Raw genomic sequence first — 24,854 nt, 5'->3', positions numbered from 1 at the left:
CTCTCGGGTGCCAGGATGCGTCTGTGCGCTGAGATTACGGGTTATCCACAGAGTTGTCCACAGGATTTTCGTCGTTTTGTGGACAATGACAAAAGGCCCCCACCCGCCCGGGCCGAAGCCGGGGAAGGTGGGGGCCATAGTCATTGAAGCCAAATCAGGACAGGTCGAGCGCCCAGTGAAGGCCGGTACCCGAACGCTGCGGCGTCCAGCAGCGTCCCGGCGGTGAACGTCACGCGCCGCGAAGTACCGACCGGCAGATCCGGCAGGGTGCACGCCCAGCTCGTCGACGTGGCCGCGCGGCACCACTGGGCCGCCTGGGCGTCCGGCACCAGCCCGACGCCCTGCACGGTCAGCGCGACGCCGTCCCCGGCGCGGCTGGGGTCGCCGGTCAGGGCGTCCGGGCCGGGGTTGGTCAGCGTGACGCTCAGGCCTGCGCGGGTCAGGGTGGCCCGCTCGTCCGGCTGCGCCACCTGCACGAGCGGCGCGCACGCCGTGAGCAGCACCAGCAGCGCCGCCAGGAGTCGCGTCACAGCCGCCCGCCCGTCTTCAGGTCCAGGATGACCTGCAGCACCCGGTTGCGGTTCTGCGCGCTGAGGTGCACGTCGCCGTCGAGCAGGTCCGGCGCGACCGGGGCCAGCGCCACGGCGACGCGCATCACCTGCTCCGGCGTGGCCAGCAACTTCGCTTCGCGCAGGACCTCGGCGATCAGGTCGCTCAGCAGCCCCGTCGCCACGGCAGGCAGTCCAGTCAGCGACTGAGGCACCGTGACCGTCACCGGCGCGGCCACACTGCCGGATCCGCCGAGCAGCTGCGTGAGCAGGTCACTGCGGCCCAGCCAGCCCAGCGTCGTCTTCAGCCCGTCACGGCCGATCACGGCGATGACACCTGCCGCGAACCCGTTGAGCAGCGTCACTCCGAGGTCCAGTGACACCCCCGCGCGGTTCAGGACGCGCACGACGATCATGCGCAGCAGCACGCTCGATGCGACGCCCACCGCGAACGCGATCCCCCGCCACAGCCAGGGGTTCCAGGTGATGGGCGGCTTGCGGCGCTCGGCGTCGCGCTTGACGGTGGCGACCACGCCGAACACGAACAGGCCCAGCAGCAGCGGGTTGGTGGTCATCGCAACCGCCCAGCCGATCGGGTCAGCCAGGATCGGCGAGAGGTCGAAGGCCTGCGCGGCCGCCACGCCCGTCAGGGCCAGCAGCAGCGCGAGGAAGGGAACGAACAGTCGAAGGACTCGAGTCATGGAACACCTCGTAAAGGCGCGGCCCCCACCGCGAAGGGCAGGGGCCGGGAAGACGAATCCACCCATGGGCATGGGTGGATTGGGGACATCGATGGGTGGAATGGGGCGCGCGAACAGTAAAGTCGTCACGCGGAACGTCGCTCACGTCGTCTGACACGTGGAATGCGGAGAAAGTATTCCGGAATATTCCAATGGGGACGAATGGGGGCGGCTGCGCTCAGACGCTGCGGAACTCGCCGTTCTGGAGCCAGCCATGCCAGCCGCACTGCCCCTCGCCGTTGTGCCAGAGCGATGGCGTGAGCGTCAGGTCACCGGTCTCCACGCTGCCGCCCGCGACGGCGTGCGCGGCGCTGTACACCTGAGCGCAGCCGCAAGGGCACACGTAGTGGTGCCAGCTCGCATCGGCCTGGATGGTGCCCGGCGCGGCCCCGTCCAGGAACGGCGCGCCGGGCGTCATGCGGACGGTCACAGCAGGCCCAGGATCCGCGTGAGCTGCTCGTGCCGGGCATCCAGGTCCGCCGCGGCGTCCGCTTCCACGTTCAGGGGCGCGTCCGTGCTGAGCAGCCCGTACCGGGGTACGTTCACCAGGGCCCGCTGGTACAGCCGCTCGCGGTCGTCCAGGCCGATCGTGCCGCCGTTGATGGCGCGGGTGACGGCGCGCACGTCGCCGCGCTCAGCGGGGCGGTTCAGGCCGTGCGCCTGCCAGAACGCCCCGGCGGCCAGGAAGCCCACGCCGTACTGCAGGAGCAGGTCCGGCTGCGCGACCAGGTCGTAGCCGATCAGGCGGCCGTACGTGACGTAGTTGCTCTTCCCGGTCAGCTGGATCGGACCTCTCCCCCGGTACAGGAAGCCCTCCGTGGGGCTGTTGCCCATGCGCCCGCCGTACACCCGGTCGCCGAGGGCCTGCGGGTTGAACTGGTACGGCAGCGCCGCCTGCAGCGTCGGGAAGCGGTTGGGCCACACCTGCATCAGCCGCGTCGCTCGGTAGTTCAGATTCTCCTCCCTCGGAATCAGGCCCGACTCGTGCCCGATCTGCCCGAGGGCCATGGCCACCGTGTTACGCGTCGTGATGCCGAACTGCTCGAACGCCCGCTGGATCTTCGGGGCGGCCACGTCCGGGCGGGGGTGACGCGGGTTGATGGCCCGCACCAGGTCAGGGGTGATGTCAATCATGGGATGCCTCCAGGTGCGCGATGCGCGCGTGGGCGTCCGCCAGTTGGCGGCGAAGGTCTCGGTTGGCGTCCGCGAGGCGCTGCTCGCGCTGCGCGGCCACCATGAGGCGGGTAGTGATGATCAGTAGGCCCGCGTGGCCACACATGAACGCCAGGGTCAGTGGGGTCTCACTGAAGTGCCCACGGGCGAGGTTCAGGCTCACGCCGATCGCGAGCAGGCCCCACCCGGCGCGGCTCCAGGGGGTGAGTTCCGCCCAGCGCAGCTGAAACGCCCGGGCGACGGCCATGACGATCAGGGCGCGCAGGCCCTCCTGCACGACCGGCGGCCCGAGGACGGTGTCGCCCAGGTCGGCGAGCCAGGCGCTGGTGGCGTACCCGGCGATCACCAGGGCGTAGAGGGCGGTGATGGCGGCCACGCGGGGCAGGGCGCGCAGGACGGCGTGCAGGCCGCGCAGGACGGCGAGTCGCACGTGGCGCAGCTGGTGTGTCAGGCGGGCGTTACGCATCGTCCCCACCTCCTTCCTTGCGGTTCGGACGCTGGACTTTGTCCGGGTCGTAGTTGATGGAGAGACCTTTGAGCTTCGCGGCGAATTGCCCCACGGCGAGCAGGGCACTGTACGCGGCCTTCAGGAAGTCACGCCCGGCGTACGCGCCGAGAATGCCCAGGCCGACGCTGGCCCCGCCAGTCAGGGGCTTCCCGGTCCAGTGCTGCATGACGTACTCGATCAGCAGGGGCGCACACACGCCCGCCATGACGCCCAGGCCGACGTTCCCCCAGAAGCGGGCGGGTTTGAACGGACCGCGCGCGGCCTTGCTGGCCTCCTTGCTGACAGCCGTGAAGAGCGCGGCGATCAGCACGAACAGCAGGCTCCAGAGTTCCCCTTCCGTGAAGGGCAGGGCGGCTCCGGTGAGTTCGTTGGCAGCCAGGGTGCTGGCTGTCATGACGATCAGCAGTTTTTCCACCTAGCGGACCACCTCCTTGATGCGCGTCCAGCGCAGGTACTTGTCCCGGTACTCGACCCACCAGTCGCGCGGCACGCGCCGCGTGAGGGTCTGGCCGCGCTTGAGGGTGAAGTACCCGGGGGGAGAGTCGGGTTGGGAGCCGGTGCGGCTGACGAACCGCACGTACGCCCGGCCCCCGTCGGGGCAGGTGGCGGCGGTGACGATCACGACCCGGCCGGGCCAGCTGGTCTGGGTCCGGGCCTGGGCGGCGCAGACGGTCGTGGTGGGGGCGGCCTGCCCGGCCGTGAGGAGCACGGCGAGCAGGGCGGCCAGGGTGATGTGCCTGCGCATGGGGACCTCGCGTCCGGCCGGAATGAAGAATCCGCCCCGGGGCCGAAGCCGGGGCGGATCGAGGGGTGAGGTGCGTTACTTGATGTCGTCGATGTCGGGCGCGGCGGCGCAGGTCGCTTCACGCGTGTCCCGCCAGCCCAGGGGTGCGAGGCTCAGGCCGCAGTCGGCCATGTACCTCTCGGCGTACGCCTGCGGCCACTGCTCCATCAGTTCGTGCAGGTGTGGGTTCTCGCTGTTCACGTCCGCGCCGATCTGCAGGTACCGCGCGGCGAGGCAGTGCCCGGCCTCGTGTGCGGCGACTTCGGTGAGGTAGTTGCGGATGGTGGTGGGGTCGAGGTCGATGACGCAGGACTGCCCGCCGGGGAGGACCATGGCCCGCCCGGCCCGCCCGGGCCCGAGGCCGCCGGGGTTCACCCAGCGCCAGGTGATGCTGACGCCGTGCAGTTCAGTCGTCCACTGGGCGTTGTCCCGCTCGGGGGCGGTGAATCCACCGCAGCTGGCGAGCAGGACGGGCAGGGCGAGGGTGGTCAGGATGCGCTTGAGCATGGGATTCCTCCATGGGAAGCCCCGCCCCGGCGTGCTCGGGCGGGCGAGGGACGTACACCCGCAGTGTGACCGGGCGTCTTGATGAAAGTTCTACCGGATTGGTAGAACTTTTTCAACCGGTTCGGAGGAAACGGTGAACGGAGGCTACCCTGATGAACATGACGGAGGAGATCCGCGCGGAAATCAAGCGCCTGATGCGCCAGAAAGGCCTGACGCAGCGCGATCTGGCCGCGAAGCTGGGAATCAGCGAGAAGAGCCTGAGCCGCACGCTGCGGGACCGGGGGCAGCCGCCCGGGCTGTGGCCCGCCATCTTCGACGAGTTCGACGTCGAACTGACCCTGAAGCGCAAAGAGCGCCGCGAGTCGTCCAGCGAGTAAGCTGCGCGGGCGGGGGCCCTGGTTTGGAGAACTCAACCCGCGCAGTGAAGCGCCGCGACCCTGGGGAGGGACGCGGCGTTTTCCTGCGTGTTCAGGGCCTGATACCGGGCCCGGTTCTGTGTGCTACTCGATGAGTGCAGGATCCATAGGGTCCACACGACCGTGCGCAACCATGGCCGCACTCCAGACCAATGGATGGAGAAATACACACAGGGGGGGGTGGAACGATGTCGTACGCAGTCATGATCGGTGCGCGGATCGGGGCCGGGTATGTTGCCGGTGCGATGTTAGTCGCGCTGCTGTTCTAAGCGTCCTGGGAGGCGGCTGGGTTGTCCCCAAGCCGCCTCATCTTCATCCGAACTGCCCGGCCCCCAGCGCGTAATCCCGTGCCACGGCCTCCGCAATCGAGGCGTAGCGCCGCCCCGCCCCCACCTGTGCCAGGGTCGCGCGGTAGATGGTCGCCCCGCTCTGCCCATCAGTTCCGGCAGTGCCGATCTGGAGCGGGTACTGCGGCACGCGCCACGCACCGACGTCCGCACCGATCTGGAGGCCGCCGTTGTACCCCCAGTGCATCGTTGCTGCGCCGCCGCTGAACGTCATCCCGAACGCCAGCTGCACCACCGGGCCGCCCACGGGCAGCGGGTGGTCCAGCCCGTACTGCACGAGTGCCCCCGCTGTCGTCCACGCCCGCGCCGTGATGCCGTACGGATCGAGGCCACCAGAGCCCTGGATATACAGGCCCCAGCTGTTTGTAGTCTCGGTGCTCCCCGAGTTTCCGGCGCTGCCGATCACGCCCTGCCAATCGACCGCTGCGCGCTGACGCACCCACACCGTCGCCACCCAGTCCACACCGCTCTGGAGGGGCAGCGCACCTAGGCCAGTCGCCCTGATCCAGTCGCTGATCTGCGCACCGTTGGGCCGGCTGAACCGCAGGCCCTGCCCGTCGCGCGTGACGCCCGCCGCCCCGATCAGGTCGCCAGCGTCGATACCCGCCGTCACGTTCCGACTCAGGTTCGTGATGAGTTGCCCCTCGGTCAGCACCCCAGGCGCGAGGCACCGGGCGCGTCGGTAATCGTGGATCAGCAGCACACCGGGACCGTCGTACGCGTCCAGCGGCAACAGTGGGAGATTCAGGCCAGGGTCGAACTGCACATTGTTCAGCGTGATGATCGTGGGCATCAGTCGTACCATCCTTCCCGCACGATGCGGGCGTACAGGGCGTCAGCGAGGCGCTGGTACCCGGCGTCATTGCAGTGCAGGGTGTCGCTCATCCAGGCGGGATTCGGCGTGCCGTCCAGGCGCAGCGTGCCGTCCGCATTCCGCCCCAGCACCTCGTTCGGATCGAAGAATGCAGGACCGGCAAGCTCGGCCAGCTGGCGGTTGATCTCCTCGACGACCTCGCGCCCGTTCCCCCAGGTTTCGGTCTGCGAGGCCAGCACCCCGATCACGAGGCGCGGCACGTCCGGCGCGAGGGCCGACAGCATCGCCCTGACGCTCTCCACGGTCTGCGCGTGATCCCCGACGTTGTTCCGGCCCGCCCAGATGATATGCGGCTGATCCGTGTGGGCCAGGTCGGGGTGCCAGGTGTAGATGCGGCGCGGCGCGGCAGGGGTCGCGCTGGTTTCGAGGGTCGGCTCACCCGGATCCGGCGTAAACGTGTAGTACGCGGTGCGGTTGCTCTGCCAGTCGGCGGCGCGGTTGTCGCGCGTGAGCGTGCCGAGCACTTCGCCCAGCCGTCCGCGCTGGGACAGCGTGCCGCCGTTCGGTGTGAGCAGCGGCGAACGGTTGTTGAGCCCGGTCAGCGGGTAGGTACCGCCGACTGGCGCGCCGACGCCGTACTGGGCGGCCACACCGCCGCCGCCGTACGTGCGGGCCGCGATGTCGTACGCCTGGGCGCTGCAGCTCCCCCGGTTCACGACCTGCACGGCGCCTCCCAGGTGCTGCTGTAGGACGTAGGGGTACCCGCCGCCGGGGTACGCGACCGCGTTGGCCGTGAACGCGAAGTGGCTGCTGCCGAGGCCCTGCGTCATGCTGTCGCCGTCGCATACGCACACGGTGTACCGACCGGAGCGCAGGGCGGCCGTGAGGCTCGCGGCGCCGAACTCACCGGCGTCCGTGACCCAGGCCGCCATCCGCTCGTCACGGTCGGTGAGCGCCCAGGCGATCCCGCTGCCCGGCTCACCCTGCTGCACGTCCATGTCCCCGACCGCGGCGCCATGCATCCACGTGCGGCCATCCTCGGTGATGTGCTGTGGGGATTGCCCCAGCTCATCCGCGTACCCGGCCACCACGCGGCGCCCGCGCCGGTCGGTGAGTCCGTCCAGCGCGTCAACGAGCCGGTACCCGCTCAGCCCCCCAATGGCCGCTGTGGCCTCCCCGGCGGCTACCCGGGCGTCGGCGGCGGCAGCCTCCACGGCGGCCACCGCGTCGCCGCTGAGCAGCTCCTGGGTGGGCAGCCAGCCGGGCGTCTCAGCCGGTGCCGTCACGAGGTAGAGCACGTTGCCGCTGGCGGTGAGTTTGCGGCCCCGCACACCGGGCCGGTACGGGTCCGGCAGGGGCGGGTCGTCGGCGCTGTCCGAGGCGTACACCGTGTTTTCCAGGAGATGTTGGGCAATATCGGCCAGGGAATCGTCCACCTGAATCAGCTTCTGATCGACCTGTGCGATCTTCGCCGTGCCTGTGTCGAGCAGCTGCTGCGCTGCCTGGATGGTCAGCGGGGCCTGCCCGAACGACGGCGGAAGGCTGGTCGGTTCGGGCGCGGCGTAGTCGAAGATCAGACCGTCGAGGTCCGTGGCGATGAGTCGCCGGGTGTACTCACTGCGGACGGTCTCACCGCCGTACACGAGGATCTCCTCGAAGCGGGCGAGGGGACCATCGGGGTCGCCGGGGCCCTGCACGGGGATGTACAGGTCCGCGGCGGGATTCTTCGCGTCGCCGAAGCCGGTCTTGCCGGGGTTGAGGCGGCCGCTGTAGCGGGAAACGGTGGCGTTGCCGTGCGCGTCGGCCCAGCGATCACCGATGATGTGGATGTTCAGGTACCCGTCGTCCGGGACGCCCTGCCAGGCACTCTTGCCGGTGACTTTGGCTTTCATCGGGGCTCCTTCAGGATCCGCATGGACGCGATGGCCCGTTCGGCGCGGGCTTCGGTTTCGTTCACGAGGTTCGTCATCTGCGCCTGCGCGCCGTTAAGGAACGCCTGGGCGTCCTGCAGCGCGGCGTTCAGCTCGGTCAGGTCAGGGGCAGGTCCGGCTGGCCCGGCGGGACCCGTGGCGCCCTGGGCTCCCCGGTGGCCGCGCGGCCCGGGGGGTGGGTCGGCCAGGAACGCGTCGAGCCGCGCGATGGCGGCTCGGACGTCGGTTTCCAGGGTATTCATGCGGTCGTTCAGGGCCAGGAGGATCTCCCGGTCTGTGGGGGGTGCAGTCATGAGTTTCCTTTCACCAGAGGGGGGCGTACGCGACGAACGCGCCATTGGCGTCCACGGAGTAGAAGTCGGGGCGGGGGCCGATCATGCGCAGGCTCACGCGGTACCCGTTGCCGCTGGGGGCGTGCGCGACGAGGCGGATGCGGGTGATGTCGTAGCGGAGTCCGTCGATCTCGGCGCGGACCGCGAACCGCAGCGCGGCCTTCAGGGTGCCGATCGCGGCGCCGCGGTCGCTGGGGCGCGGGCCGGTCGTGATCCACGTGTCGAACTTCAGCCAGCGGGGTTCCTGCTGCCCGTCGCCGCTGACCTGCTGCTGGTCGCTCTCCACGGCGCGGCCGACCTCGTCGGCGTACTCGATGTCGCTGGGTTGCGGTTCGACGACGTTGAACACGAGGGGTTGCCCGACGCTGAGGGTGATGGTCATGGGGTACGTGGTCACACGGGTCCCTCCAGGAACGCGCGCAGGTCGTCCTGCGCGTCGGCGGCGCGTTCCTTCGCGACGAGGCGGATGATGCGGGCGCTTTCGCTCGCGCCGGGCTGTTCGAGTTTCACGGTGGTGCTCCGCAGGGCCTTGCCGTCGTGCCGCCCTTCGAGTTCGACCACGTCGCCCGTCTGATCCCCGCCGGGCAGGCCGGTGAGGGTGACGGTCGGCGTGACGCTCAGCAGGTACGGGAGGGTGAACTCGGTGGGTTCCTGCACGGGCGGACTGAGGGCCTTGCGGGCGATGGTGTCGAGCTTCTCGAAGTCCAGGCCGAGCGGTTGAATGTCGTACAGGCGGAACGTGTCGGCCGGGATGGGTGTGTTCACGGATTCGGACTGGCGGACGGTCACGTAGATTTCCGTCTTCAGGAACGTCGGGTCGGTGGGCGTGAATGAGCCGGGGTGGACGATGCCAAGCAGGTCGGCGGGGAGGGGCATCACGCCGACCACCTCGATGGGTCCCTCGCTGGTGTCGGGAAGGTCCCAGTAGAAGCGCGTGCGGTACTCGCGGGTGATGCTGCCGCCGCCCGGTTGGGGTTCGACGACCTGGAAGTCGTACGTGATCCACATGGTGACGCGCAGCCCGGGGATGCCGGTGCCGCCCTGCAGGCGGTAGCGAGCGCGGAAGCCGGTGATCTGTGGTGCGGCCAGCCCTGCCGCCTGCTGCAGAACGAACTCACTGAAGTACGCGCCGTCCGCGTGAGCGGCGAACGTGGCCGTGTCACCGTCGAGGACGTTCCCGGGGTTGGTGAGGTTGGTGCCGTTCGCAGTGAGGCTGGCGTTCGGGACCGGACTGAAGATGTCCGCGCCGCCCGGGACGAGCGTCGCGGTTTCCAGGCCGTACAGCGCGGCGTCCGGGTCGTCCGCGCGGTAGATGTACGTGGCGGGCACGTACGTGTACTGCGGCTCCTCACGCACGTCAGTCACGGCGCCGCCACTGTCGCGCGTGGTGACCTTCCGGTACTGCTCGACGCGGCTGTACGGCGTTCCGGCGGGCCGCGTGAGGAACACCATGTAGTTGCTGGTGATCACCTCGTCCCCGCTGACCCGCAGGTATTTCAGGCCGCTCACGGCGCTGTACGGGATGGGCACGCTGGGCGTCTGGTCCGCCCCGAAGAAGAACTCCCCGCTGGGCAGCACCCCGAACGGCACGCCGTTCTCCCCGGCGACGGTCTTGGCGAGCAGTTCCAGCGCCTTCCCGAGCGGCCGCCAGGGCATCCGGAAGGACGTGAGGATCTTCCCGGTGTCCGGGATCAGCGCCGGGTTGTACGTGATGGCCGGGTGCCGGTACTTCTGAATGAGGTCCCGGACGATCACGGCGACGTCCACGTTCTGGTAGCTGTCCTGCCCGATCACGCGGCGGTACAGCAGGGCGCTGCACCCGATGGCGTTCACGGTGCCGCGCCGGGGGTCGCGCGGGTGGGGCGCCTCCACGACGGGCCCTTTGAAGACGGGCACGCCGTCGATGGCGAGGGCGAGAATGTCGCGGTTGCGGACGCCAAGGTCCGGCATGACCGCGTCGAAGTTCAGGGTGAGGCAGTCCCCGTACCGGCTCCATTTCCACACGAACCCGTCCCAGACGCCGCTGGGAGCGGCGTCGGAGCGGGCAGCGCGGGGGGAGCCGTCCGGATTCAGGATATCCAGGGTCCAGGTCATGGCACCTCCGTGATTCAGGAGCGGGTGGCGTATGCGCGCAGGTCGCTGGTGGGTGCGTTGACGGTGACGGTGCTTTCCGCCTCGACGTGCAGGCCGTCATCGGCAAGGCGTCCGAAGACTCGCGTGACGTCACGGAGGACGGGAGTCAGTTCCGTCAGCGCAGTCGTGTGCTCGACCATGTACGCGGGTGCGGCGGCCACGGCGGCGGGCGCGGCGGCCAGTCCGAGGTCGAGGGCGGCGCTGCCGGTCCCGCCGGCGCTCTGGCCGTCCGTGCCGAACTGCCCCATCTGCTCGGCGGCGGGCACGAGGACGGTCTCGTAGAACTGCGCGAGGGCGCTGTTCCCCTGCGCGATGGCACCCTGGAGGCCGTTCGCGGCTTCCGCGAGCGCCTGGGCGTTCCCGCTTTTCATGGCGGCGATGTACTTGTCGAGGAACGGCTGCAGGATGCCCTGCATGATCGCGCCCTTGAGGAACCCGTCGATCAGACCCTGGAGGATCTGCTGGCCGAGGCCTTCGCGGACGTCCAGGCCGAGTTCACCGAAGGACCGTTTCCCTTCCTTGATGCCCTTGAGCATCGCGCCGCTGATGGCGCTGTACAGCGCGTCGCCGAGACTCTTGGCGATGTCCACGGCTTCCTGGTCGATCGAGGCTTTCTTGAAGCCCAGGAACCCCCAGAACCCTCCGCGCGACTCGACCTTCGCGTACTTGCTGAGGTCGAAGAACTTCACGTCCTTCGTGGCGTCGCTGATCTGCTGCGCGGCTTTCTTGGCGCTGTTCGCGCCGCCGGTGAAGATGTCGATGATGGTGGTGACGACCGTGGTCACCCCGGCGATGAGCGCGCCGATCCAGTCGCCCTTCGCGAGGGCGCCCAGCGTGGCCTGCACACCACTGACGAACGTGTCGATGACCTTATCGATGTCCTCGTCTCCGGTCTTGAACACTCCGGCGAGTCCGCTGACCAGGGCCTGCGCCCCGGCGATCAGGCCGCCCTTGCCACCTCCGTTCTTCAGGTACGCGGCCAGTCCGTCCAGTCCGGCGCTGATGGTGCCCTGGAGTTTCCCGCCCTTCCCGATCAGTCCGGCGAGCATGCTGAGGCGGTCCCCGACGGGGTTGCCGGTCGCCGCGATCTTCCCTTCCAGGTCGGTGATGGTCTTCAGGACGTTCAGGTACTCGGGCGTACCTTCCTGCGCGGCCGCCTTCAGTCCAGCCAGACGGCCGCGCCAGTAGGCCAGGGCCACCGCGATGCCTGCTTTGTAGGCCGGTCCATCGTCCCGACCTTCCGCTTCCGCCAGGGCATGCTGGGCTTCGACGAGTGCCAGGGCGCTCTCGGCTGCCTGGTCCTTCTGAGCCTGAGTGAAGGCCTGAGCGGCATCCGCTCCGGCCTTGGCCGCCGCAGCTCTCACGTTGCTGAGCAGAGTGGTGTACGCCGCCTGGGTGGCAAGCAGCCCATCACGAACTAGGCGCTCATTCGGAGTGAGGTCCTGGTCCTTCTTCTCAGCAAACGCCGCCAGGGCGTCTTTCAGTACGGCAAGCTTGGCCGAGTAGGTCTCCGCCAACTGATCGAACTGAGATTCAGCCTTGGCCCGCGCGCTGTCAGCATCATCCGGCTTACCAACAGCGGCGACATCCTTCGCGCCAGACGACAGCAGTGCGGCAGGATCTTCAACGAGCGCTCCGGCATTCTGGCGAATTTTCACTGAGATGGCGTCGAGCTTCCTCAGCGCCGCGTCGATCTGTTTGACGGCCTCCTCGCCGCTCTTACCCATTGCAGCGTAGGTGACCCGCCACGCTTGGAGCACCGTCCGGGCTGCCGCGCGCTGCGCGGCACTCTGGTCGTCAAGATTGTCTTCCAGTGCCTGAATGCGGTCATCAGCCTCGTCCTTCAGCTGAGCGCTGGTCTCCTTGTCGGCGGCGACAATCTGCCTGCCGGTATCACGCTTAACCTCCAGCTCGTAGTCACGCAGCGACCGCTGAGCCTCGCGACCGATACGGTCCATTTCGGCGCGGTGATCTTTCTCCAGCAGTTGACGTACCGTGAGGTACGACCCATCAGCCTGAAGACGACGTTGATCGAGAATGCCCTGCTGCTCCGCCTCGGCAAGAGCCGCGCGGTACCGTTCCTGCTCACCAACTTCCTCGATCGCGCGCACCTGGTCCAATTCGGATTGCTTGGCGGCAAGCAGCTGTGGCTGGAACCGCTTGCGGATCTCCAGCTTCTGCGCCTCGGTGAGCCCCTCGGCGTCCAGCTCCTCCTGCTGCTGCGCCTCGACGTCGCGGGTGCGCTGTTCGAGGTCGGCGAGCAGGTTCGCTCTGATACGCCCCGCCACTTCGCGGTCCAGGCCTTCCAGTGTGGCGTTCAGGTTGCGGCGGGCGTCCTCTTCCGCCACGGCGCGGTCCGTCGCGTTCTTCGCCAGGGCGTTGGTCAGACGAGTCCCATTGGCCGTCAGCTCACGGTCACGCGCGCTTTCCAGTTCCTTCCGTCGCTGAGCCGTCAGCCCCTCAAGACCAAGCAGCTTGCCGTACCTCTCCCGGATCTGTCGCTCTTCATTCGCCGCTGCGGCCCGTGCGGCCTTATCACGAGCGGCCTGCACCTTCTGTCCGAGTTGGATTTCGATGGCGAGCAGTTCCGACAGGTTGCCCTTAGCTGCGGCCTTTCGATTCTCGTACTCGCCTTCCGCGCCTTCCTGGTTGGCAGTCGCCTGGGAGAGTTGGCTTTCGGTCAGGACTTGCGCGGCCTGAGCGTCACTGAGCTGTTTACGCTTGGCAATCTCGGCGTCCAGCAGCGCCAGCTTGTCTTTGTCGCCGCCGTTGGCCATGACCCGGGCGCGGGCGTTCTCCAGCGCAGCCAGGGTCCACTTATCAACTTCCGCTCGGAGCTTCTCAACTTCGCTGCGGTGGTTGACGAGCGTCTGGCCTTGAGCGGCCAGGGTTTGACCTTGCGTCACCAGGGCGGTCACGCTGGCCCGTAAAGCGGGCGGCAACTGGTCGACTTTGGCCTTCGCGTCAGCCAGCGCCTGACGATAGGCCAGCAGGCTCTCAGCGGTAACTTTGCCCTGCTGCACCTGGAGCTTGAAGCGGTCGTTGAGCTGCCCGACTTCCCGCCGCAGGTTGGCCGCGACGGTGGCGTGCTTCTGGGCCTCCTGTGAGGCCTTCCGATCAGCAGCCGCTTTCGCCTCAGTACGCCGCTTCTGCTCAGCCAGGATGGCGTTCAGTTGTGGCCCGAGGTTCTTAGCGCGCGCATCCGCTTCAAGCGCCTTGAGCTGCTCGGCGCTCTTCGCTCGCAACGCCTCCTTGTACTTCGTCAGAGCCGCGCCGCTCAACTGCACTTGACGCGTCGCCTCAGCCTCCTTCTGCTTGATCTCGGCGAGAACAGCAGCGAGCTTCTTGGTGTTACCCAGACGAGTCTGAAGGGCCTTCTCGTTGCGAAGTTCCGCGAGGGTCATCCCATCGAGACGCCGTTTGTACTCGTCCATGGCATTCAGGTCAGCAGCGGTGACTTTCGAGTTGCCCTTGGCGCCCTTCGCGCCACCTTTCTTGCCACCTTTATCGTCACCAAGTCCGATGTCATCCAGCGTCTTGGTGCCCGTCGGCATCACAGCGGGCGGTTTGATTGTGCCCACGGCCGCAGCGGTAGCTTTCGCCGTCTGCCCCAGGGTCTTCACGTCCTGCGTGAACCCCTGCACGGCGTCCTGCACGTTGCGCTTCACAAGATCAACGGCGGCACCAGTCAGCTGCGCGCCGGTTCGGATCTCTCCGAGTCCAGCGGCGGCCGTCCCACTTGCCCCAGTCAGATCATTCTTGAGGACGCCCGTAACACCGGCAATGTCCTTTTGAAGCTGCTGGCCGGAAGAACTGACCGCCTTGAATCCAGCCTGCACGTCACCCAGCGCGGCCGTCATGGCACTACCGGCACCATTGTCTTTCACGAAATCGCCGAGGGCGCCGCTAGCGCCCGTGAGGGCATTGGCGACACCAGTGGCGGTGCTGGAGGCTGTGCTGGTCGCGGCAGCTTGAGCGGCCGCTTGGGCACGCTCGTATGCCGCGCGCGCCGATCCAGCGAAGCGGTCCACAATGCCCACAGACGTATCCACAGCGGCTTTCGCGACCCCGGCGAGCGTGTCGCCGATACTCAGCCCCAGGGCTTTCAGGACGCTCCCAATCGGGGCGAGCACCTGACCGATGCGGGTGGCGGCCCCGGCGACGATGCCGCTTACGCGGTTGTACGCGGTCAGGAGGAAGTCCGCGCCCGCCTGGACGGGCTGCACGACGTACCGGAAGAAGTATGCCGCGCCCTGCTGGAGGACGTTAGCGACACCGTCTGTGAACTGCCCGTACAGGCGTACGCCCGCTGCAAGGACCACTCCGGCCTTCTCGACGAACGCGTTCCGGACGGCCAGGAGGAGCGCGCCGAAGATTCCAGTGAGGCCTTTCAGGATGAGTCCGATGCCCTGGACATTCCGCCCAACGGCAGAGGCGAAAGCACCCACGTACCCGCCAGCAGCGACGAACACGGCGCGGACGCCCTGCCCGAAGCCCTGCATGACACGGGTCACGCCGCCTAGGACTGTCCCGATGCCCGTCCCGGCGAGCTTGAACACTTCGGGAAGCGTGGCGGTGAAGCGGCCCAGCGCGACGAGCGCGGCGCGCATGATGGCGCTGCCCTGCACGACTGTCTCGGCCATGCCGGTGGCGCTGGACTGGATGCCCGCTCCGCTCGTACCGAACACGCCCAGCAGTGCCTGGATGGCCGTCCCGACTCCCTGGAACACAGCGCTAGCGAGGTTGAAGAACGCGGTCAGGCCGGTGACGATCCCCTGGAGGACCACGCCGACCACCGCACCCAGCGCCCGGAAGACCGGCGCGAGGAGCGAATTCCACAGGGCCGCAATGCCCGCGAACACGCTGCCGAAAGTGCTGCCGAGGGCCTGCGCGAGGTCACGCAGTCCGGCCAGCGGCCCCTGCCCCTTGGCAGCCTGGTCGTTCAGGCTGGTCAGGGCGTTCACGGCACCAGTGGCGCCCCGTACGATGCCAGTCAGCGCCGCGAGGAACGGCGTGCCGATCTGAATTTTCAGCTGTTCGAATGCCGCGCCGAACTGCTTCCCGGCGCCCTGGAGGGAGTCGAGTCGTTCCTTCGCGACGCGGGCCGCTTCGCCCTGTTTCCGCATCGCTTCGGTATTGGCGTTGATGGCGCGGGGCCCTTCACGCAGCAGGATTTGCGCGGCCCGAATCGCGTCGGTACCAAAAATTTGTTTAAGGACGCCCTTTTGAGCTTCAGGCGTGAGCTGCACAAGCTTGGCGCGCAGATCAGCAAGCACGGCATTGAGGGGTCGTGTCTGCCCCTTGCTGTCGAAGGCGCTGACATTGACCGCCCTCAGCGCTTTCGCCGCCTCACTGCTCGGTGCCGTGAGGCTCAGCAGCATGGTCTTGAGTGACGTGCCCGCGTCACTCATGTTCTTGAAGCCGCCCTGCGCGAGGGTGGCCATCAGCCCGGCGAACTGCTCGAGGCCGATCCCAGCGTCCCGCGCGACCGGACCCACGGCGGCAATCGCCTGGGACAGGTCCTGGGCTCCGAGGAATGTTTTGTTCGCGAAGTTGGCGAACACGTCGGCGACGCCCGGCAGTTGCTGCGCCTGCAGACCGAACGCGGTCATGGCGCTCACGGCGATGGTGGCGCCCTCAGCCGCGCTAATTCCCGCAGCCCCAGCAAGATCCAGCGCGCCCTTCAGCCCACCGCCCACGGCGTCCTTCGCGGACAGGCCTGCCTTGTTCAGTTCCAGGACGGCGGCGGCCGCGTCACGCGCGCCCACCCCGAGGGGCTTTCCGACGTCGAATGTGGCCTGACGTAGACGCTCCAGTTCGGCTGTCGTCGGCTGGGTCAGGGCCTTGATGTCGGTCAGCGTCTGCTGGAACTGCGCGGCTGGCCCGATACTGCTTGCCAGCACTGCGACGAGACCAGCGACAACCGCAACGAGTGCCGCAAGTATGGGGTTAACCTTAGCTGCGGCGCCTCCAGCAGCCATGAGGCCCCCACTCAGGGAGGTTGCCTGCGCTGCTGCTGCACCCAGGCTGCCCCCGGCGGCGGCAGCGAATTGCGGCAGCTGCTTAAGGGCTGCCATGATGCTACCCGCGAGACCTACACCACTGGGACTACTGTTCAGGCTGTTCAGGCTGCTGCGGATGTTCGTACTGATGCGGCCCAGTTCGCCAGTCTGCCGGGCGGTGATCGTGGCCCGTTCACCAACGCTTCGGATGCGCGTTTCGAGGCTGCGCATGCTCGCCTCGTACGCCTGGATGGCAGCGCGCTTGTCGCCAAACCTTCCCGCCGCCGCCGTAGCCCGCTCGAACTCCGCCCTGGCCGCAGCGAGGTCGGTCCGAATCTTGGTTATGGAAGCATCATTCAATCCGCGCGTGGCGCGGTTGAGGCCACCCATCACGCGTTCCAGGTCCGTCGCGGCGCGACTCCCGGCGGTCAGGCCGGACGCCATGCCGCTGCCGGCCGCCTGGATGCGCTGCATCTCCCGCAGGTACCCGCGCAGACTCAGCGCGCCCCGGTCGTAGCGGCTCTGGGCGTTCTGGAGTTCCGTGGCGAGGCGACGCACGCCGTCCACCTGGGTGCGCTCGGCACCCCTGGCAGCTTCACGGGTCGCGCGGGCCTGCTGGTCGGCGAGACCCTTGAGGGCCGTTCCGGCCTGGGCGCTACTGACGCGCAGGGCGTCCAGACGGGCCTGCTGGGCCTGCGTGAGCGGACCGGCGGCGCGCAGGGACGCGATTTCACTGTCGATGGTGGTCTTGAGGTTGCGGGTGGCCAGTTCGAACTGCGCGGTACTCAGGGCGCTGTTCTTCAGATCGGCCTGCAGGCCTCGCAGCTGCGCGGCGTACTGGTTGTTGACACCGGGACTGCCGCCACCGGCCCCCGTACCACCGCCCCCACTACCGCCATTCCCCAGGGCGCGGAGTTTCGTCTCCAGAGCCGTCAGGTCCGTGATCTGCTTACCGATCTTGCTGATCACGCTCTTCAGGGCACTCACGTCGACCTTCAGGACGTTCTTCAGGCTGTTCTGGAGGTTCGTGAACTCGGCCTTCACGGCGTCCACCTGGGTGCGCACCTGGGCCGCGTCGGCCTTCACCTCGATCTTGACGGGGCGGGACAGGCCGGTGAGCAGCGCGCGGGCATTGGCTGCAAACGCGGTCAGTTCGCGCCGGGCGGGGGCGGTGAGGACGGTCAGGTCGAGGTGCGCGGCACCGACGCGAGTGGACATGCGGGAACCTCCAGCGGGAAAGGGGTGGAATAGAAAACCGCCCCGGGCGGGGCGGCGTGGATCTCGGTTTGAGGGTCAGATCATGGCCATTTTCAACAGCGGATCGACTGGCGCTCCCAGGGTGGTCGCGACGTGACGAGCGATCTCGGTGTTGCGATCGCGCACCGCCTTACGCCCGTTGATGGCGTGCGCGACTGCCAGAACACTTGGAACAAGAGTCCAGCAGAGCAGCAGATGTAAGAGACCTGGGGTAGTGCGACCAAGGTAAAAGTGGTGGACACCCAGTCCTCCCAAAAGCAGTGCCAGAAGAACGTAGACGGTCACGTTCTTCTGCTGCGAAAGGTACATCTGCTGCGCCAGTGCCAGATTCTGATCTTGGGTCATGCCGCAGCCTATGCCAAGAATGATCGCCGTTCCTGCTCAGTTGCCTTGCGGCACCAGTAGCCTTTGTGCATGGCCTGCTGCCCCGCGCCAACACGACGAAGATTGCTCGCGCTGAGGCCATTCGCCTGCGCGAATAATCCAATGTTGGGGACGAGTTCAGTGCGTCCATCAGGATGCTTCACGAAGTAAGGGTGGGCTGACTCGTGCATCTGCTGACGGTGCCGTTCGATTTGGTCTGGTGTTTTCTTGATTCCCCTCGTGCTGCCCGCCAGTGGGCTGGTGTTGTACCCACCTCGCGGCGCATATGCACGCAGGAAGTTAATCCAGGCCTGCTCGATGGTCAGGAGATGCTGTTCAGCTGTCACTTGCTCAAGTAGGGCAAAGGCGAATTGAGTCTCACCGTCACGCGTCCACGCGCCTTGCAGACGCCTGGAATGATGATTGCCCCGGCGCAGTCTCCAGATGTGGGTCGCCCAGCGCCCCCTGACGCACAGAGCGCTGCCGACGTAGACCTGCCCTGTGAGACGGTTGGTGATGCTGTAGATCCCGGCGACCCCGAAAGGGACGTGACCGATCAGATCGAGAGTCTCACTTCGCTTCTTCTTGTCCACGCGCAGATCGGGAATTACACCCTCACGGCGTCGCTGCTGAAGAGCGAGTTTCCGGTTGGCCCACCGGGCCCGCTGCCGCTCTTGCTTCTGTTCGGGCGCCATTTTCGTTTTGCGAGCCTTATCCGCCTGTGCATGGCACGTTTTGCACCAGGAGCAATGTCCGTCTCGCATGCGCTTGCTGCGCGGGAAATCGTCCAAGGCCTTCTCAACTTTGCACTTGGTGCACGCCTTTGCCGTTGCAGGAACATTCAGGCGTGGCGGGTTCTTCTTGCGATACGTAACCATCTGTCTCGCCACTTCACAGGCCTTACACCGTGCCCGCAGACTGCCTGGTTTCTTGTCAGCGTAGAAATACTCCCGGGTTGCCGGGAGCTGTTCCGCGCAGACGGTGCAGGTCTTCATTTCAGTCGTCACGCCGCGCTCCTGGGTCCCAGCGGGCTGGCCGGAATTCCCACGGGAGCTTGTCGCCTTTGGCGAGGTTGCAGCCGGGGCAGGCGCAGACGATGTTGACGGCATAGTTCGTTCCTCCTCGGCTGAGCGGTATCCAGTGGTCCGCCTGGAATTTGTTGGGCCCGTGGGTGTCGAGTCTTTCCCCACAGTAGTGGCACCGTCCGCGCTGCTTAGCCAGGCGGATGCTGACGTCCCACTTGTCGAAGCTGCCGCGCGCGCCGACTGCCTTGGCGCGGCGGCGATGCTTGGACTTGTACGCATCGCCGCTCCGGTACATCAGCGCCTACGGGGCCTGCGGGCGGCGCGTTCGAGGAGAATCTGCGCGCCAATCTGCGCCAGGCCCTCGGAGAACAGCTCGTTCAGGCTGGCGTGGTCGCGGCGCATGGTGGGGTTGTCTTCCCACACGTCCAGCAGTTCGTTCAGGATTGGGGACAGTGCTTCGGTGATCTCCGCTTTGGCGGCGCTGTAGTTGATCTCGTCCTGATGGCAGGTCGAGCAGAGGTAACCGTTAGCACTCTGAACGGGGCGCCCTTCGCGCTGGCCGCAGCCACGGCAGGGTTCGATCAGGCTGGGGTTCCAGTGTTTGCCACGGGGCATCACTGCTCACCTGCCATCTCGCGCTGTTCCTGCACGCGTTCCAGGGCGCCGTTCAGGTTCTCAGCGATGAGGTCCGCCAGGGCAGCGGGCGCGGCGCTGAAGACGGGGTTCACTTCCCAGGCGTCCATGAAAGCGTGCAGGGCGGAATCGATCAGGCGTTCCAGGTGATCGTCCGCCGCGTCGGTGGTGCCCTGGACGGTGGTGCAGCGGGGGCAGAGGAGCACGTTCGTCTCGAATCGGACGCCGTCGGGCGCGCCGCACTTAGAGCAGATGCCCCGCAGGCTCTGCTTGATGCCATACACTGTCATACAGACCTCCCTAGGTCGCAGAAGGGGCTGAGGCCGTAGGAAGCTGGCCCCTTTTCTGCTGCCATCAGGTTATCACTGCTTGATAATCTTGTCAAATATTGATAAGATTATCTCGGTGATACGATGACAGGAATGAACGATCAGGTCCGCGAGGCCGTTGCCAAGGCCCTAAAAGAACGCGGGATCTCCCAGAAGGACTTCGCGCAGAGCATCGACCTTGAGCCTCCCAACCTCTCTCGCCTGCTCAATGGACATAGCGGCCGGATTCCTGAAAATTGGCAGCGCATCCTTGATGCGCTGGAATTAGATTTGGTCGCCATGCCTCGGAAAAAATGATTCTAGATTTTGATGCGGTTCATTTAAAGCCTTTCAGCAGCGGCGAGTGCGGCACGCGGGGCTGCGCGAGCGTCAGGCCCAGCAGATCGGCCGCCGCAAGACACGCATCCTGTACGTGCGGCGCGGTCGTCAGGTGCACCCTGCCCGCCACGCTCCAATCGGGGTACGCGAGGCCCTCGGTGAACAGGGCGCGCACGATGTCCCGGACGTCCTCCAGGGTCACACCGGTCACGTCCGCGAGGTGGGCGAGGGTCATCCCCTCCCCGGCCGTCAGTAGCGTCACGAGCAGCAGCGCCCGCCGGTGCGCCTGTCGCCCCTCGACACCCAAGTCCCGCAGGCGGCTGATCACGCACTCCGGCGCGTGATCCCCGTCCCAGTACTCGCAAACCGGACAAACACCTACTGAATCGCTCACTTTGACTTCCTGGGCCGCAATGGCCAGCGCCACGAAAGGGTACTTACCGTACCCGCTCTCCCCTACCGGACGTGGCACAAGTCCAGCAGGGGACGCTCGGGAGCTGTGGAGGCCGCTGGGTTTTTAACCGGCGCAAGCGCGACGGGACCAGCGGGCTTCAGGTGTTGGCGAGCGCTTCGAGCTTCTCGGCGCTGATGACGCGGTTCACGAGGGCGTTCAGGACCCATCCGGCGCCGCGCAGGTGCGGGAACGCCGCGACGATCGCCTGAGCTTCCTCGCGAGTGAACTGCACGCCCCGCAGTTCGGGCGGGATGAGCATGGCAGGCATGACGTCCTCCAGCGTGAACAGTTTGCTGCGGGGGGTTTTCTTGCCGCTGTCGCTCTTGCCGCCGTTGCTGTTGAGGTGCGCGACCATGTGGTCGTACACGGGCCGCAGTTCCAGGAAGCGGTGCAGGCGGTGCTGCTCGACGAGCACCTCTTTCAGGCAGTGGGGTTCGTCGAGGACCGCGTCGAGATGCGGGACGTGGTACGCGCGGGCGTATTCGGCCAGGACGCTCAGGAGGGCGTCGACGCGGCCGCCTCGCTGGGCGGGTCCTCCGTCTCCGCCCCGTCGGCGTTTGGGCCGTTCTGGATCAGCGTGAGGATCTGCTGGAGTTCGGCGGCGCCGAGGTGGTCGAGGAGCCAGTTGGCGGTGACAGCCTGCTGGTCCTGGTCGGGGTTGTCACTGGGGAGGGCGCGCACGTTGAGGAGTTCCGCGAGGTGCGCGGCGGTGAATTCAGTGATGGCGCGGCTGCTGCCGTCCTGCGGGAAGGCCGCGAGGCGCGCCTGCTCCCGGAACGTGAGGGGGCGCATGGTGAACGGGCGTCCCTCGATGGTGAGGGGTTCGTCCGTCCAGGGTTTGAGGTTGAGCGTTTCATGCGGGCGTTCGCCGGTGCGGAGGAAGGCCAGCATGGCGGTCATGTTCTGCACGCCGAGGTGGTCGAGCATCCATCCGGGATCGACTGCCTGGCCGTTCGCGCGGGTGGCGAGCAGGGTGGCGAGCACCTGGGCCTGCTCTTCGAGGTACGTGCTGATGGGGGCGTTCTCGTTTTCGAGGTCGTAGCGGTCGCCGAGGTCCGCGAGTTCGAGTTCCTCGCGGCTGGTGAGGGGGCGGCTGAAGAAGGTCACGCCGCCGATCTCGAAGGGGAGGGTCTTGCGGGTGCCGGTGCCGAATGCGAATTTGATGTTCTTCATTTGTGGGTGACCTCCACGGTCAGGGTCTGGCGGGGGTTGATGCTGAACGGATCCAGGCCCTGCGGCAGCGTGGCGCGCAGGGTCTGGCCATGCTCGTTGGTGAGGGGGACGGGGGTGCGGGGGAGCGTGTCGAGGCGCAGGGCGAGGATGACGGCGTCGAGTTCGCCGTTCTCCTCGCCCTGCACGGTGATGGCGACGACGCTGGGCGTGCCGTCCCAGCGGTCGCGCCAGATCACACCTGGGTGGCCTTCTCGGGCTTGCCGGGGCTGGTGAGGGTGGGGTTCTCGACGGTGACGAGGCCAGCGGCGGCCGCTTTGACCTTCCAGCTGTTGACGTTCATGACGCCGCGGTACACGACCTTGCCGGCGCCGGCGCCTTCGGGCATGAATTCGTACGCGATGGCTTCCTTGTCGCGCGCGGCGGTTTCCATGATGACGAGGGCCTCGTCGTCGGCGATCCACTGCATTTCGCTGAGGTCGACGGTGCCGGTCTCGCCGAAGGGGATGTCGATGTTGGTGCCGCCGCTGCAGAAGTTCGCGAAGGAGATCGTCTGGTTTTCGAAGCCGACGGTGACTTCGCTGGCGAGGCACAGTTCCTTGTAGGCGGCGGCGGCGGGCATGGCGCCGTTCACGCCGAGCGGGGCGACGCGGAAGAGGCTTTCACGGCCGAGCGTGACTTTGGACAGCAGTTCTGCGGGGGTGTATCCCATGGTGGTTCTCTCCTCAGGGGGTGATGGTCACGACGACCTGTTCGGGGTAGTCGCTGGTGGCGGGCAGGGCGTTCACGTCGGTGATGGTTTTGAAGGCGTGGTACACGGCGTTCAGCGCGGTTTTGATGGGCTGCCCGTCGTGACTGACGAGCCGGACGGGGTAGCGGTCGATGGTGATGACGCCCGCCATGACCTGGATGACGTCCTGTTCCGGCGTGGCCGGAATGAGGACTTCCAGGCCGGTGACGGTGGTGCCTTCGGGCACGTCGCCGACCCACAGGGCGGGGGCCTGGGCGCCGCCGGGGAGGGTGTACGTGCCGAGTGGCACGCCCCAGCGGGTGAGGGTCCCTTCGAGCGTGTCGCGGAGTTCCTGGAGGGTGAGCTGTCTCACTCGGCCTCCTGCCACGCCCGGGCGAAGTCCTGGAGGGTGCCTCGCTTCACGGCCGCGAGGGGCGCGTTGCGGGCGGGCATGACGTACCGGCGCTTCCGGAACATCGCGCCGAGGAATACGGCGGCGGCGTGTGAGGCGCCCCAGGTGAGGCGGGCGCTGTACCCGCTGCGCGCGTCGTTCAGCACGGGGTCGCGGCGGCTGTTCCGGAGGGTGCTGGTGTCGACGATGTTGCGTTTCGTGCCGGCGACGCTGCCGTTGGCGCGGAGGGTGGTGCCGGGCCACGTCCAGCTGCGGGCGTTGATGAGGATGTCCGCGCGGCGGCCGACGCGCTCTGCGGTGCCCTTGGTGGCCACGCGGGCGCGCCGGTTGAGGTCCCGCAGGTCGATGATCACGCGGGCGCCCACGCTCAGGCCTCCGGAGGCTGGTAGGGGTGCAGCTGGTGCAGGAGGGCCTGCAGGTGGTACTCGGCGTCGTCCGCGGCGAGGTCGTGGACCTTCTGTTCGTCGGGCCACTCGCCGTACTTCCGCTTGATGTCGCGGTTGTACGCGGCGTACCCGCTGAGGATCAGGCGGGCCACGCCGCGCAGCTGGTACCCGTGCCGCGCCTGGTCGTCCACGAGGTCGGGGTTCACGCGGACGAGCGCGGTGCGGGTGACGCGGTCCACGGTGATTGTCGCGGCGTCCTCCTGGTCGGGGGTGTCCTCGACGGTCACGCGGGCCAGGAGGTCCGCAGTGTGGTCGGCGGTGGGCGCACTGGCGTCAGTGCGGGCCGCGGTGGGTTTCTTCTTGGGGGTCATGGTGGCCTCCTTCAGGGGGTGCGCCACACGGCGAGGAATCGCGCGCCGAACTGCGCTTCGCGGTGCAGGTCCTCGTCCGGCCACGCGAGCTTGAGGGTGAGCGTGCCGGGCTGGCCGCTCAGGGTCAGGGGTGCGCTCAGGCCCCAGCGCAGGCCGTCCGGGGTGCCGGTGGGTGCGGTGAGGGGTCCCCAGCGGCCCACGAGGACCACCTCGGCGGCGTCCGCGCCGACGCTGTCCCGGATCTTCGGGTCGGTCGTCGCGGCGAGGCGCGCCTGGACGGGTAGGGCCGTGGCGGGTGCCGGGATGGGGTTCAGTGCCCCGTACGGGCGGGTGACGCCCACCCCGGGCACCTGGAACACCAGGTCGTGCACGCGGGTGCGTTCGACGAGCGGCGCGACCCGGGCGACGAGGAACAGGTTCCGCCCGGCCGGGTTCAGGATGGGCGCGACGGGCACGTGCACGCGGCCGGTGGCGTCCGTGAGGATCCAGCCGGGCGTGAGTGCGGGTTCGTGGTACGGCAGCAGGGCGGTGAAGCTGCGGTTGCTGATGCCGGGCTCGTCGACCTTGGGGGCGTCGGTGCTGCGGTCCTCCTCCTGGGCGATCAGGGCGCGCAGGGGGCCGGGTGGCTGCCCGAACCGCTCGAACGTCACCGGCTGCGCGAGGTTGCTGGCCAGCACGTCCGAGATGATCGGCGCGACCTCGTCGATCTTCTCGGCGGCCGCGTTCAGGAGGTCCAGGATCACCGGGCCGCTCCGGGGAACACGCGGCGGGGCAGGCTGGGCAGCGCCAGCGCGAGCAGCTGCCCGGCCAGCGCGGCCCAGGTTCCGGCGGCGACCTCGTGGGCCTGCGCGCCGTCCACGGTGACGGTCTTCCCGAGCTTCAGTTCGAGACCGGGGAGCTTGATGCTCTCCAGCGCGCCGCCGCTGCTGCTCGTGGCGACCTGCAGGCGCGTGACGCCGCCCGTGAGGGCGCTGCGCAGTTCGAGGGCTTTCGCGGCCAGGGCGGTGCGCGCGGCAATCTGCGCCTGGTCGCTGAGGGCGTCCTCGCTGACGCGGCGGTCACTGAGCTGCTGCGCGAGCCAGAGCGTGGCGAGGCCCAGGTGTGCGTCCGCCACGTCGGCGGGCGCGCCAGGGATGAGCTGCGGCACCTGCTGTGGCGTGACGGTGAGCAC

General features: G+C 67.7%; 31 protein-coding genes. 2 read left to right on the top strand and 29 right to left on the bottom strand.

Annotated elements, in window-relative coordinates; genetic code table 11:
• Positions 1-140: 140 nt before the first annotated feature.
• The 8 genes from DEIGR_RS19105 to DEIGR_RS19070 form a co-directional block, all read right to left on the bottom strand.
• Positions 141-530 (bottom strand): hypothetical protein, encoded by a 390-nt coding sequence (locus DEIGR_RS19105; RefSeq protein ID WP_058980104.1) that lies wholly within the window; start codon positions 528-530, stop codon positions 141-143.
• A complete protein-coding gene (locus tag DEIGR_RS19100) occupies positions 527-1,249 on the bottom strand; it encodes a hypothetical protein (protein WP_058980102.1) in 723 nt (240 codons plus the stop codon). The genes DEIGR_RS19105 and DEIGR_RS19100 overlap by 4 nt, the downstream gene beginning before the upstream one ends.
• A gap of 217 nt (positions 1,250-1,466) precedes the next feature.
• Positions 1,467-1,718 carry a DUF6527 family protein gene (locus DEIGR_RS19095; protein WP_058980100.1) on the bottom strand — a complete coding sequence of 84 codons (252 nt, stop codon included), beginning with the start codon at positions 1,716-1,718 and terminating at the stop codon, positions 1,467-1,469.
• On the bottom strand, positions 1,715-2,422 hold the full coding sequence (locus tag DEIGR_RS19090) for a glycoside hydrolase family 19 protein (protein ID WP_058980098.1): 708 nt from the start codon (positions 2,420-2,422) through the stop codon (positions 1,715-1,717). Before DEIGR_RS19090 ends, DEIGR_RS19095 begins: the two co-directional genes overlap by 4 nt.
• The gene (locus DEIGR_RS19085; protein WP_058980095.1) at positions 2,415-2,927 is read right to left on the bottom strand and encodes a hypothetical protein; all 513 of its coding nucleotides are present in this window, start codon (positions 2,925-2,927) and stop codon (positions 2,415-2,417) included. The genes DEIGR_RS19090 and DEIGR_RS19085 overlap by 8 nt, the downstream gene beginning before the upstream one ends.
• Complete coding sequence (locus DEIGR_RS19080) at positions 2,920-3,384, bottom strand: hypothetical protein (RefSeq protein WP_058980094.1); 465 nt, start codon at positions 3,382-3,384, stop codon at positions 2,920-2,922. Before DEIGR_RS19080 ends, DEIGR_RS19085 begins: the two co-directional genes overlap by 8 nt.
• Entirely contained in the window at positions 3,385-3,714 is a 330-nt protein-coding gene (locus DEIGR_RS19075) for a hypothetical protein (RefSeq protein ID WP_058980092.1), read from the bottom strand.
• 75 nt (positions 3,715-3,789) lie between these two features.
• A complete protein-coding gene (locus tag DEIGR_RS19070) occupies positions 3,790-4,260 on the bottom strand; it encodes a hypothetical protein (protein ID WP_058980090.1) in 471 nt (156 codons plus the stop codon).
• Positions 4,261-4,418: 158 nt separating this feature from the next.
• On the opposite strand from DEIGR_RS19070, the gene DEIGR_RS19065 reads away from it, so the two are divergent.
• Positions 4,419-4,637, top strand: coding sequence for a helix-turn-helix transcriptional regulator (locus DEIGR_RS19065; protein WP_058980088.1), 219 nt, complete (start codon positions 4,419-4,421; stop codon positions 4,635-4,637).
• Positions 4,638-4,988: 351 nt separating this feature from the next.
• Here the strand turns inward: DEIGR_RS19065 and DEIGR_RS19060 are convergent, their stop codons facing one another.
• From DEIGR_RS19060 to DEIGR_RS19020, 11 genes are all read right to left on the bottom strand, one after another.
• Entirely contained in the window at positions 4,989-5,816 is an 828-nt protein-coding gene (locus DEIGR_RS19060; RefSeq protein WP_058980085.1) for a hypothetical protein, read from the bottom strand.
• The gene (locus DEIGR_RS19055) at positions 5,816-7,729 is read right to left on the bottom strand and encodes an SGNH/GDSL hydrolase family protein (RefSeq protein ID WP_058980083.1); all 1,914 of its coding nucleotides are present in this window, start codon (positions 7,727-7,729) and stop codon (positions 5,816-5,818) included. Before DEIGR_RS19055 ends, DEIGR_RS19060 begins: the two co-directional genes overlap by 1 nt.
• Positions 7,726-8,061 (bottom strand): hypothetical protein, encoded by a 336-nt coding sequence (locus DEIGR_RS19050; protein ID WP_058980081.1) that lies wholly within the window; start codon positions 8,059-8,061, stop codon positions 7,726-7,728. The genes DEIGR_RS19055 and DEIGR_RS19050 overlap by 4 nt, the downstream gene beginning before the upstream one ends.
• A gap of 10 nt (positions 8,062-8,071) precedes the next feature.
• Positions 8,072-8,497, bottom strand: a complete 426-nt coding sequence (locus DEIGR_RS19045) for a hypothetical protein (protein WP_058980079.1) — start codon at positions 8,495-8,497, stop codon at positions 8,072-8,074.
• Positions 8,494-10,194: a hypothetical protein gene (locus tag DEIGR_RS19040; RefSeq protein ID WP_058980077.1), complete on the bottom strand. Its 1,701-nt coding sequence runs from the start codon at positions 10,192-10,194 to the stop codon at positions 8,494-8,496. The genes DEIGR_RS19045 and DEIGR_RS19040 overlap by 4 nt, the downstream gene beginning before the upstream one ends.
• A gap of 14 nt (positions 10,195-10,208) precedes the next feature.
• Complete coding sequence (locus DEIGR_RS19035; protein ID WP_058980075.1) at positions 10,209-17,453, bottom strand: phage tail tape measure protein; 7,245 nt, start codon at positions 17,451-17,453, stop codon at positions 10,209-10,211.
• Positions 17,454-17,528: 75 nt separating this feature from the next.
• Positions 17,529-17,837, bottom strand: coding sequence for an NINE protein (locus tag DEIGR_RS19030; RefSeq protein WP_058980074.1), 309 nt, complete (start codon positions 17,835-17,837; stop codon positions 17,529-17,531).
• A gap of 8 nt (positions 17,838-17,845) precedes the next feature.
• A complete protein-coding gene (locus DEIGR_RS20130; RefSeq protein ID WP_160329978.1) occupies positions 17,846-18,862 on the bottom strand; it encodes a GIY-YIG nuclease family protein in 1,017 nt (338 codons plus the stop codon).
• Positions 18,852-19,175, bottom strand: a complete 324-nt coding sequence (locus DEIGR_RS21665; RefSeq protein ID WP_083524340.1) for an HNH endonuclease — start codon at positions 19,173-19,175, stop codon at positions 18,852-18,854. The genes DEIGR_RS20130 and DEIGR_RS21665 overlap by 11 nt, the downstream gene beginning before the upstream one ends.
• Positions 19,175-19,495 carry a hypothetical protein gene (locus DEIGR_RS19025; protein WP_058980072.1) on the bottom strand — a complete coding sequence of 107 codons (321 nt, stop codon included), beginning with the start codon at positions 19,493-19,495 and terminating at the stop codon, positions 19,175-19,177. Before DEIGR_RS19025 ends, DEIGR_RS21665 begins: the two co-directional genes overlap by 1 nt.
• Positions 19,495-19,803, bottom strand: a complete 309-nt coding sequence (locus DEIGR_RS19020; RefSeq protein ID WP_058980069.1) for a hypothetical protein — start codon at positions 19,801-19,803, stop codon at positions 19,495-19,497. The genes DEIGR_RS19025 and DEIGR_RS19020 overlap by 1 nt, the downstream gene beginning before the upstream one ends.
• A 132-nt stretch (positions 19,804-19,935) precedes the next feature.
• Here DEIGR_RS19020 and DEIGR_RS19015 point away from each other — a divergent pair, with 132 nt between their 5' ends.
• A complete protein-coding gene (locus DEIGR_RS19015) occupies positions 19,936-20,139 on the top strand; it encodes a helix-turn-helix domain-containing protein (protein ID WP_058980067.1) in 204 nt (67 codons plus the stop codon).
• A 19-nt stretch (positions 20,140-20,158) separates the two neighbouring features.
• On the opposite strand, the gene DEIGR_RS19010 is transcribed toward DEIGR_RS19015, so the two are convergent.
• From DEIGR_RS19010 to DEIGR_RS18965, 10 genes are all read right to left on the bottom strand, one after another.
• On the bottom strand, positions 20,159-20,488 hold the full coding sequence (locus DEIGR_RS19010; RefSeq protein WP_153013978.1) for a hypothetical protein: 330 nt from the start codon (positions 20,486-20,488) through the stop codon (positions 20,159-20,161).
• Between the two features lie 223 nt (positions 20,489-20,711).
• A complete protein-coding gene (locus DEIGR_RS19005) occupies positions 20,712-21,029 on the bottom strand; it encodes a hypothetical protein (protein WP_058980061.1) in 318 nt (105 codons plus the stop codon).
• Between the two features lie 80 nt (positions 21,030-21,109).
• Positions 21,110-21,787: a hypothetical protein gene (locus DEIGR_RS19000; RefSeq protein WP_058980059.1), complete on the bottom strand. Its 678-nt coding sequence runs from the start codon at positions 21,785-21,787 to the stop codon at positions 21,110-21,112.
• Positions 21,784-22,023, bottom strand: a complete 240-nt coding sequence (locus DEIGR_RS18995; RefSeq protein WP_058980057.1) for a hypothetical protein — start codon at positions 22,021-22,023, stop codon at positions 21,784-21,786. The genes DEIGR_RS19000 and DEIGR_RS18995 overlap by 4 nt, the downstream gene beginning before the upstream one ends.
• The gene (locus DEIGR_RS18990; protein ID WP_058980054.1) at positions 22,020-22,496 is read right to left on the bottom strand and encodes a hypothetical protein; all 477 of its coding nucleotides are present in this window, start codon (positions 22,494-22,496) and stop codon (positions 22,020-22,022) included. Before DEIGR_RS18990 ends, DEIGR_RS18995 begins: the two co-directional genes overlap by 4 nt.
• 13 nt (positions 22,497-22,509) lie before the next feature.
• Positions 22,510-22,887, bottom strand: coding sequence for a hypothetical protein (locus DEIGR_RS18985; protein WP_058980053.1), 378 nt, complete (start codon positions 22,885-22,887; stop codon positions 22,510-22,512).
• Positions 22,884-23,291, bottom strand: a complete 408-nt coding sequence (locus DEIGR_RS18980; protein ID WP_058980050.1) for a hypothetical protein — start codon at positions 23,289-23,291, stop codon at positions 22,884-22,886. Before DEIGR_RS18980 ends, DEIGR_RS18985 begins: the two co-directional genes overlap by 4 nt.
• A gap of 2 nt (positions 23,292-23,293) precedes the next feature.
• Positions 23,294-23,683 (bottom strand): hypothetical protein, encoded by a 390-nt coding sequence (locus tag DEIGR_RS18975; protein WP_153013977.1) that lies wholly within the window; start codon positions 23,681-23,683, stop codon positions 23,294-23,296.
• Between the two features lie 11 nt (positions 23,684-23,694).
• Positions 23,695-24,426, bottom strand: coding sequence for a hypothetical protein (locus DEIGR_RS18970; RefSeq protein WP_058980047.1), 732 nt, complete (start codon positions 24,424-24,426; stop codon positions 23,695-23,697).
• Positions 24,423-24,854 carry a hypothetical protein gene (locus DEIGR_RS18965; RefSeq protein ID WP_058980045.1) on the bottom strand — a complete coding sequence of 144 codons (432 nt, stop codon included), beginning with the start codon at positions 24,852-24,854 and terminating at the stop codon, positions 24,423-24,425. The genes DEIGR_RS18970 and DEIGR_RS18965 overlap by 4 nt, the downstream gene beginning before the upstream one ends.

Source organism: Deinococcus grandis (assembly GCF_001485435.1).
Taxonomy (GTDB): domain Bacteria; phylum Deinococcota; class Deinococci; order Deinococcales; family Deinococcaceae; genus Deinococcus; species Deinococcus grandis.
The sequence above is the reverse complement of the archived record's forward strand: the minus strand, read 5'-3'. Positions and strand labels throughout refer to the sequence as shown.

What these genes read in the sequence shown, in the direction of transcription:
- DEIGR_RS19100 (WP_058980102.1), bottom strand. Translation starts at nt 1,249, where the DNA reads ATGACTCGAGTCCTTCGACTGTTCGTTCCCTTCCTCGCGCTGCTGCTG.
- DEIGR_RS19090 (WP_058980098.1), bottom strand. Translation starts at nt 2,422, where the DNA reads ATGATTGACATCACCCCTGACCTGGTGCGGGCCATCAACCCGCGTCAC.
- DEIGR_RS19085 (WP_058980095.1), bottom strand. Translation starts at nt 2,927, where the DNA reads ATGCGTAACGCCCGCCTGACACACCAGCTGCGCCACGTGCGACTCGCC.
- DEIGR_RS19075 (WP_058980092.1), bottom strand. Translation starts at nt 3,714, where the DNA reads ATGCGCAGGCACATCACCCTGGCCGCCCTGCTCGCCGTGCTCCTCACG.
- DEIGR_RS19070 (WP_058980090.1), bottom strand. Translation starts at nt 4,260, where the DNA reads ATGCTCAAGCGCATCCTGACCACCCTCGCCCTGCCCGTCCTGCTCGCC.
- DEIGR_RS19065 (WP_058980088.1), top strand. Translation starts at nt 4,419, where the DNA reads ATGACGGAGGAGATCCGCGCGGAAATCAAGCGCCTGATGCGCCAGAAA.
- DEIGR_RS19060 (WP_058980085.1), bottom strand. Translation starts at nt 5,816, where the DNA reads ATGCCCACGATCATCACGCTGAACAATGTGCAGTTCGACCCTGGCCTG.
- DEIGR_RS19055 (WP_058980083.1), bottom strand. Translation starts at nt 7,729, where the DNA reads ATGAAAGCCAAAGTCACCGGCAAGAGTGCCTGGCAGGGCGTCCCGGAC.
- DEIGR_RS19050 (WP_058980081.1), bottom strand. Translation starts at nt 8,061, where the DNA reads ATGACTGCACCCCCCACAGACCGGGAGATCCTCCTGGCCCTGAACGAC.
- DEIGR_RS19040 (WP_058980077.1), bottom strand. Translation starts at nt 10,194, where the DNA reads ATGACCTGGACCCTGGATATCCTGAATCCGGACGGCTCCCCCCGCGCT.
- DEIGR_RS19035 (WP_058980075.1), bottom strand. Translation starts at nt 17,453, where the DNA reads ATGTCCACTCGCGTCGGTGCCGCGCACCTCGACCTGACCGTCCTCACC.
- DEIGR_RS19030 (WP_058980074.1), bottom strand. Translation starts at nt 17,837, where the DNA reads ATGACCCAAGATCAGAATCTGGCACTGGCGCAGCAGATGTACCTTTCG.
- DEIGR_RS21665 (WP_083524340.1), bottom strand. Translation starts at nt 19,175, where the DNA reads ATGTACCGGAGCGGCGATGCGTACAAGTCCAAGCATCGCCGCCGCGCC.
- DEIGR_RS19025 (WP_058980072.1), bottom strand. Translation starts at nt 19,495, where the DNA reads ATGCCCCGTGGCAAACACTGGAACCCCAGCCTGATCGAACCCTGCCGT.
- DEIGR_RS19020 (WP_058980069.1), bottom strand. Translation starts at nt 19,803, where the DNA reads ATGACAGTGTATGGCATCAAGCAGAGCCTGCGGGGCATCTGCTCTAAG.
- DEIGR_RS19015 (WP_058980067.1), top strand. Translation starts at nt 19,936, where the DNA reads ATGAACGATCAGGTCCGCGAGGCCGTTGCCAAGGCCCTAAAAGAACGC.
- DEIGR_RS19000 (WP_058980059.1), bottom strand. Translation starts at nt 21,787, where the DNA reads ATGAAGAACATCAAATTCGCATTCGGCACCGGCACCCGCAAGACCCTC.
- DEIGR_RS18990 (WP_058980054.1), bottom strand. Translation starts at nt 22,496, where the DNA reads ATGGGATACACCCCCGCAGAACTGCTGTCCAAAGTCACGCTCGGCCGT.
- DEIGR_RS18975 (WP_153013977.1), bottom strand. Translation starts at nt 23,683, where the DNA reads ATGACCCCCAAGAAGAAACCCACCGCGGCCCGCACTGACGCCAGTGCG.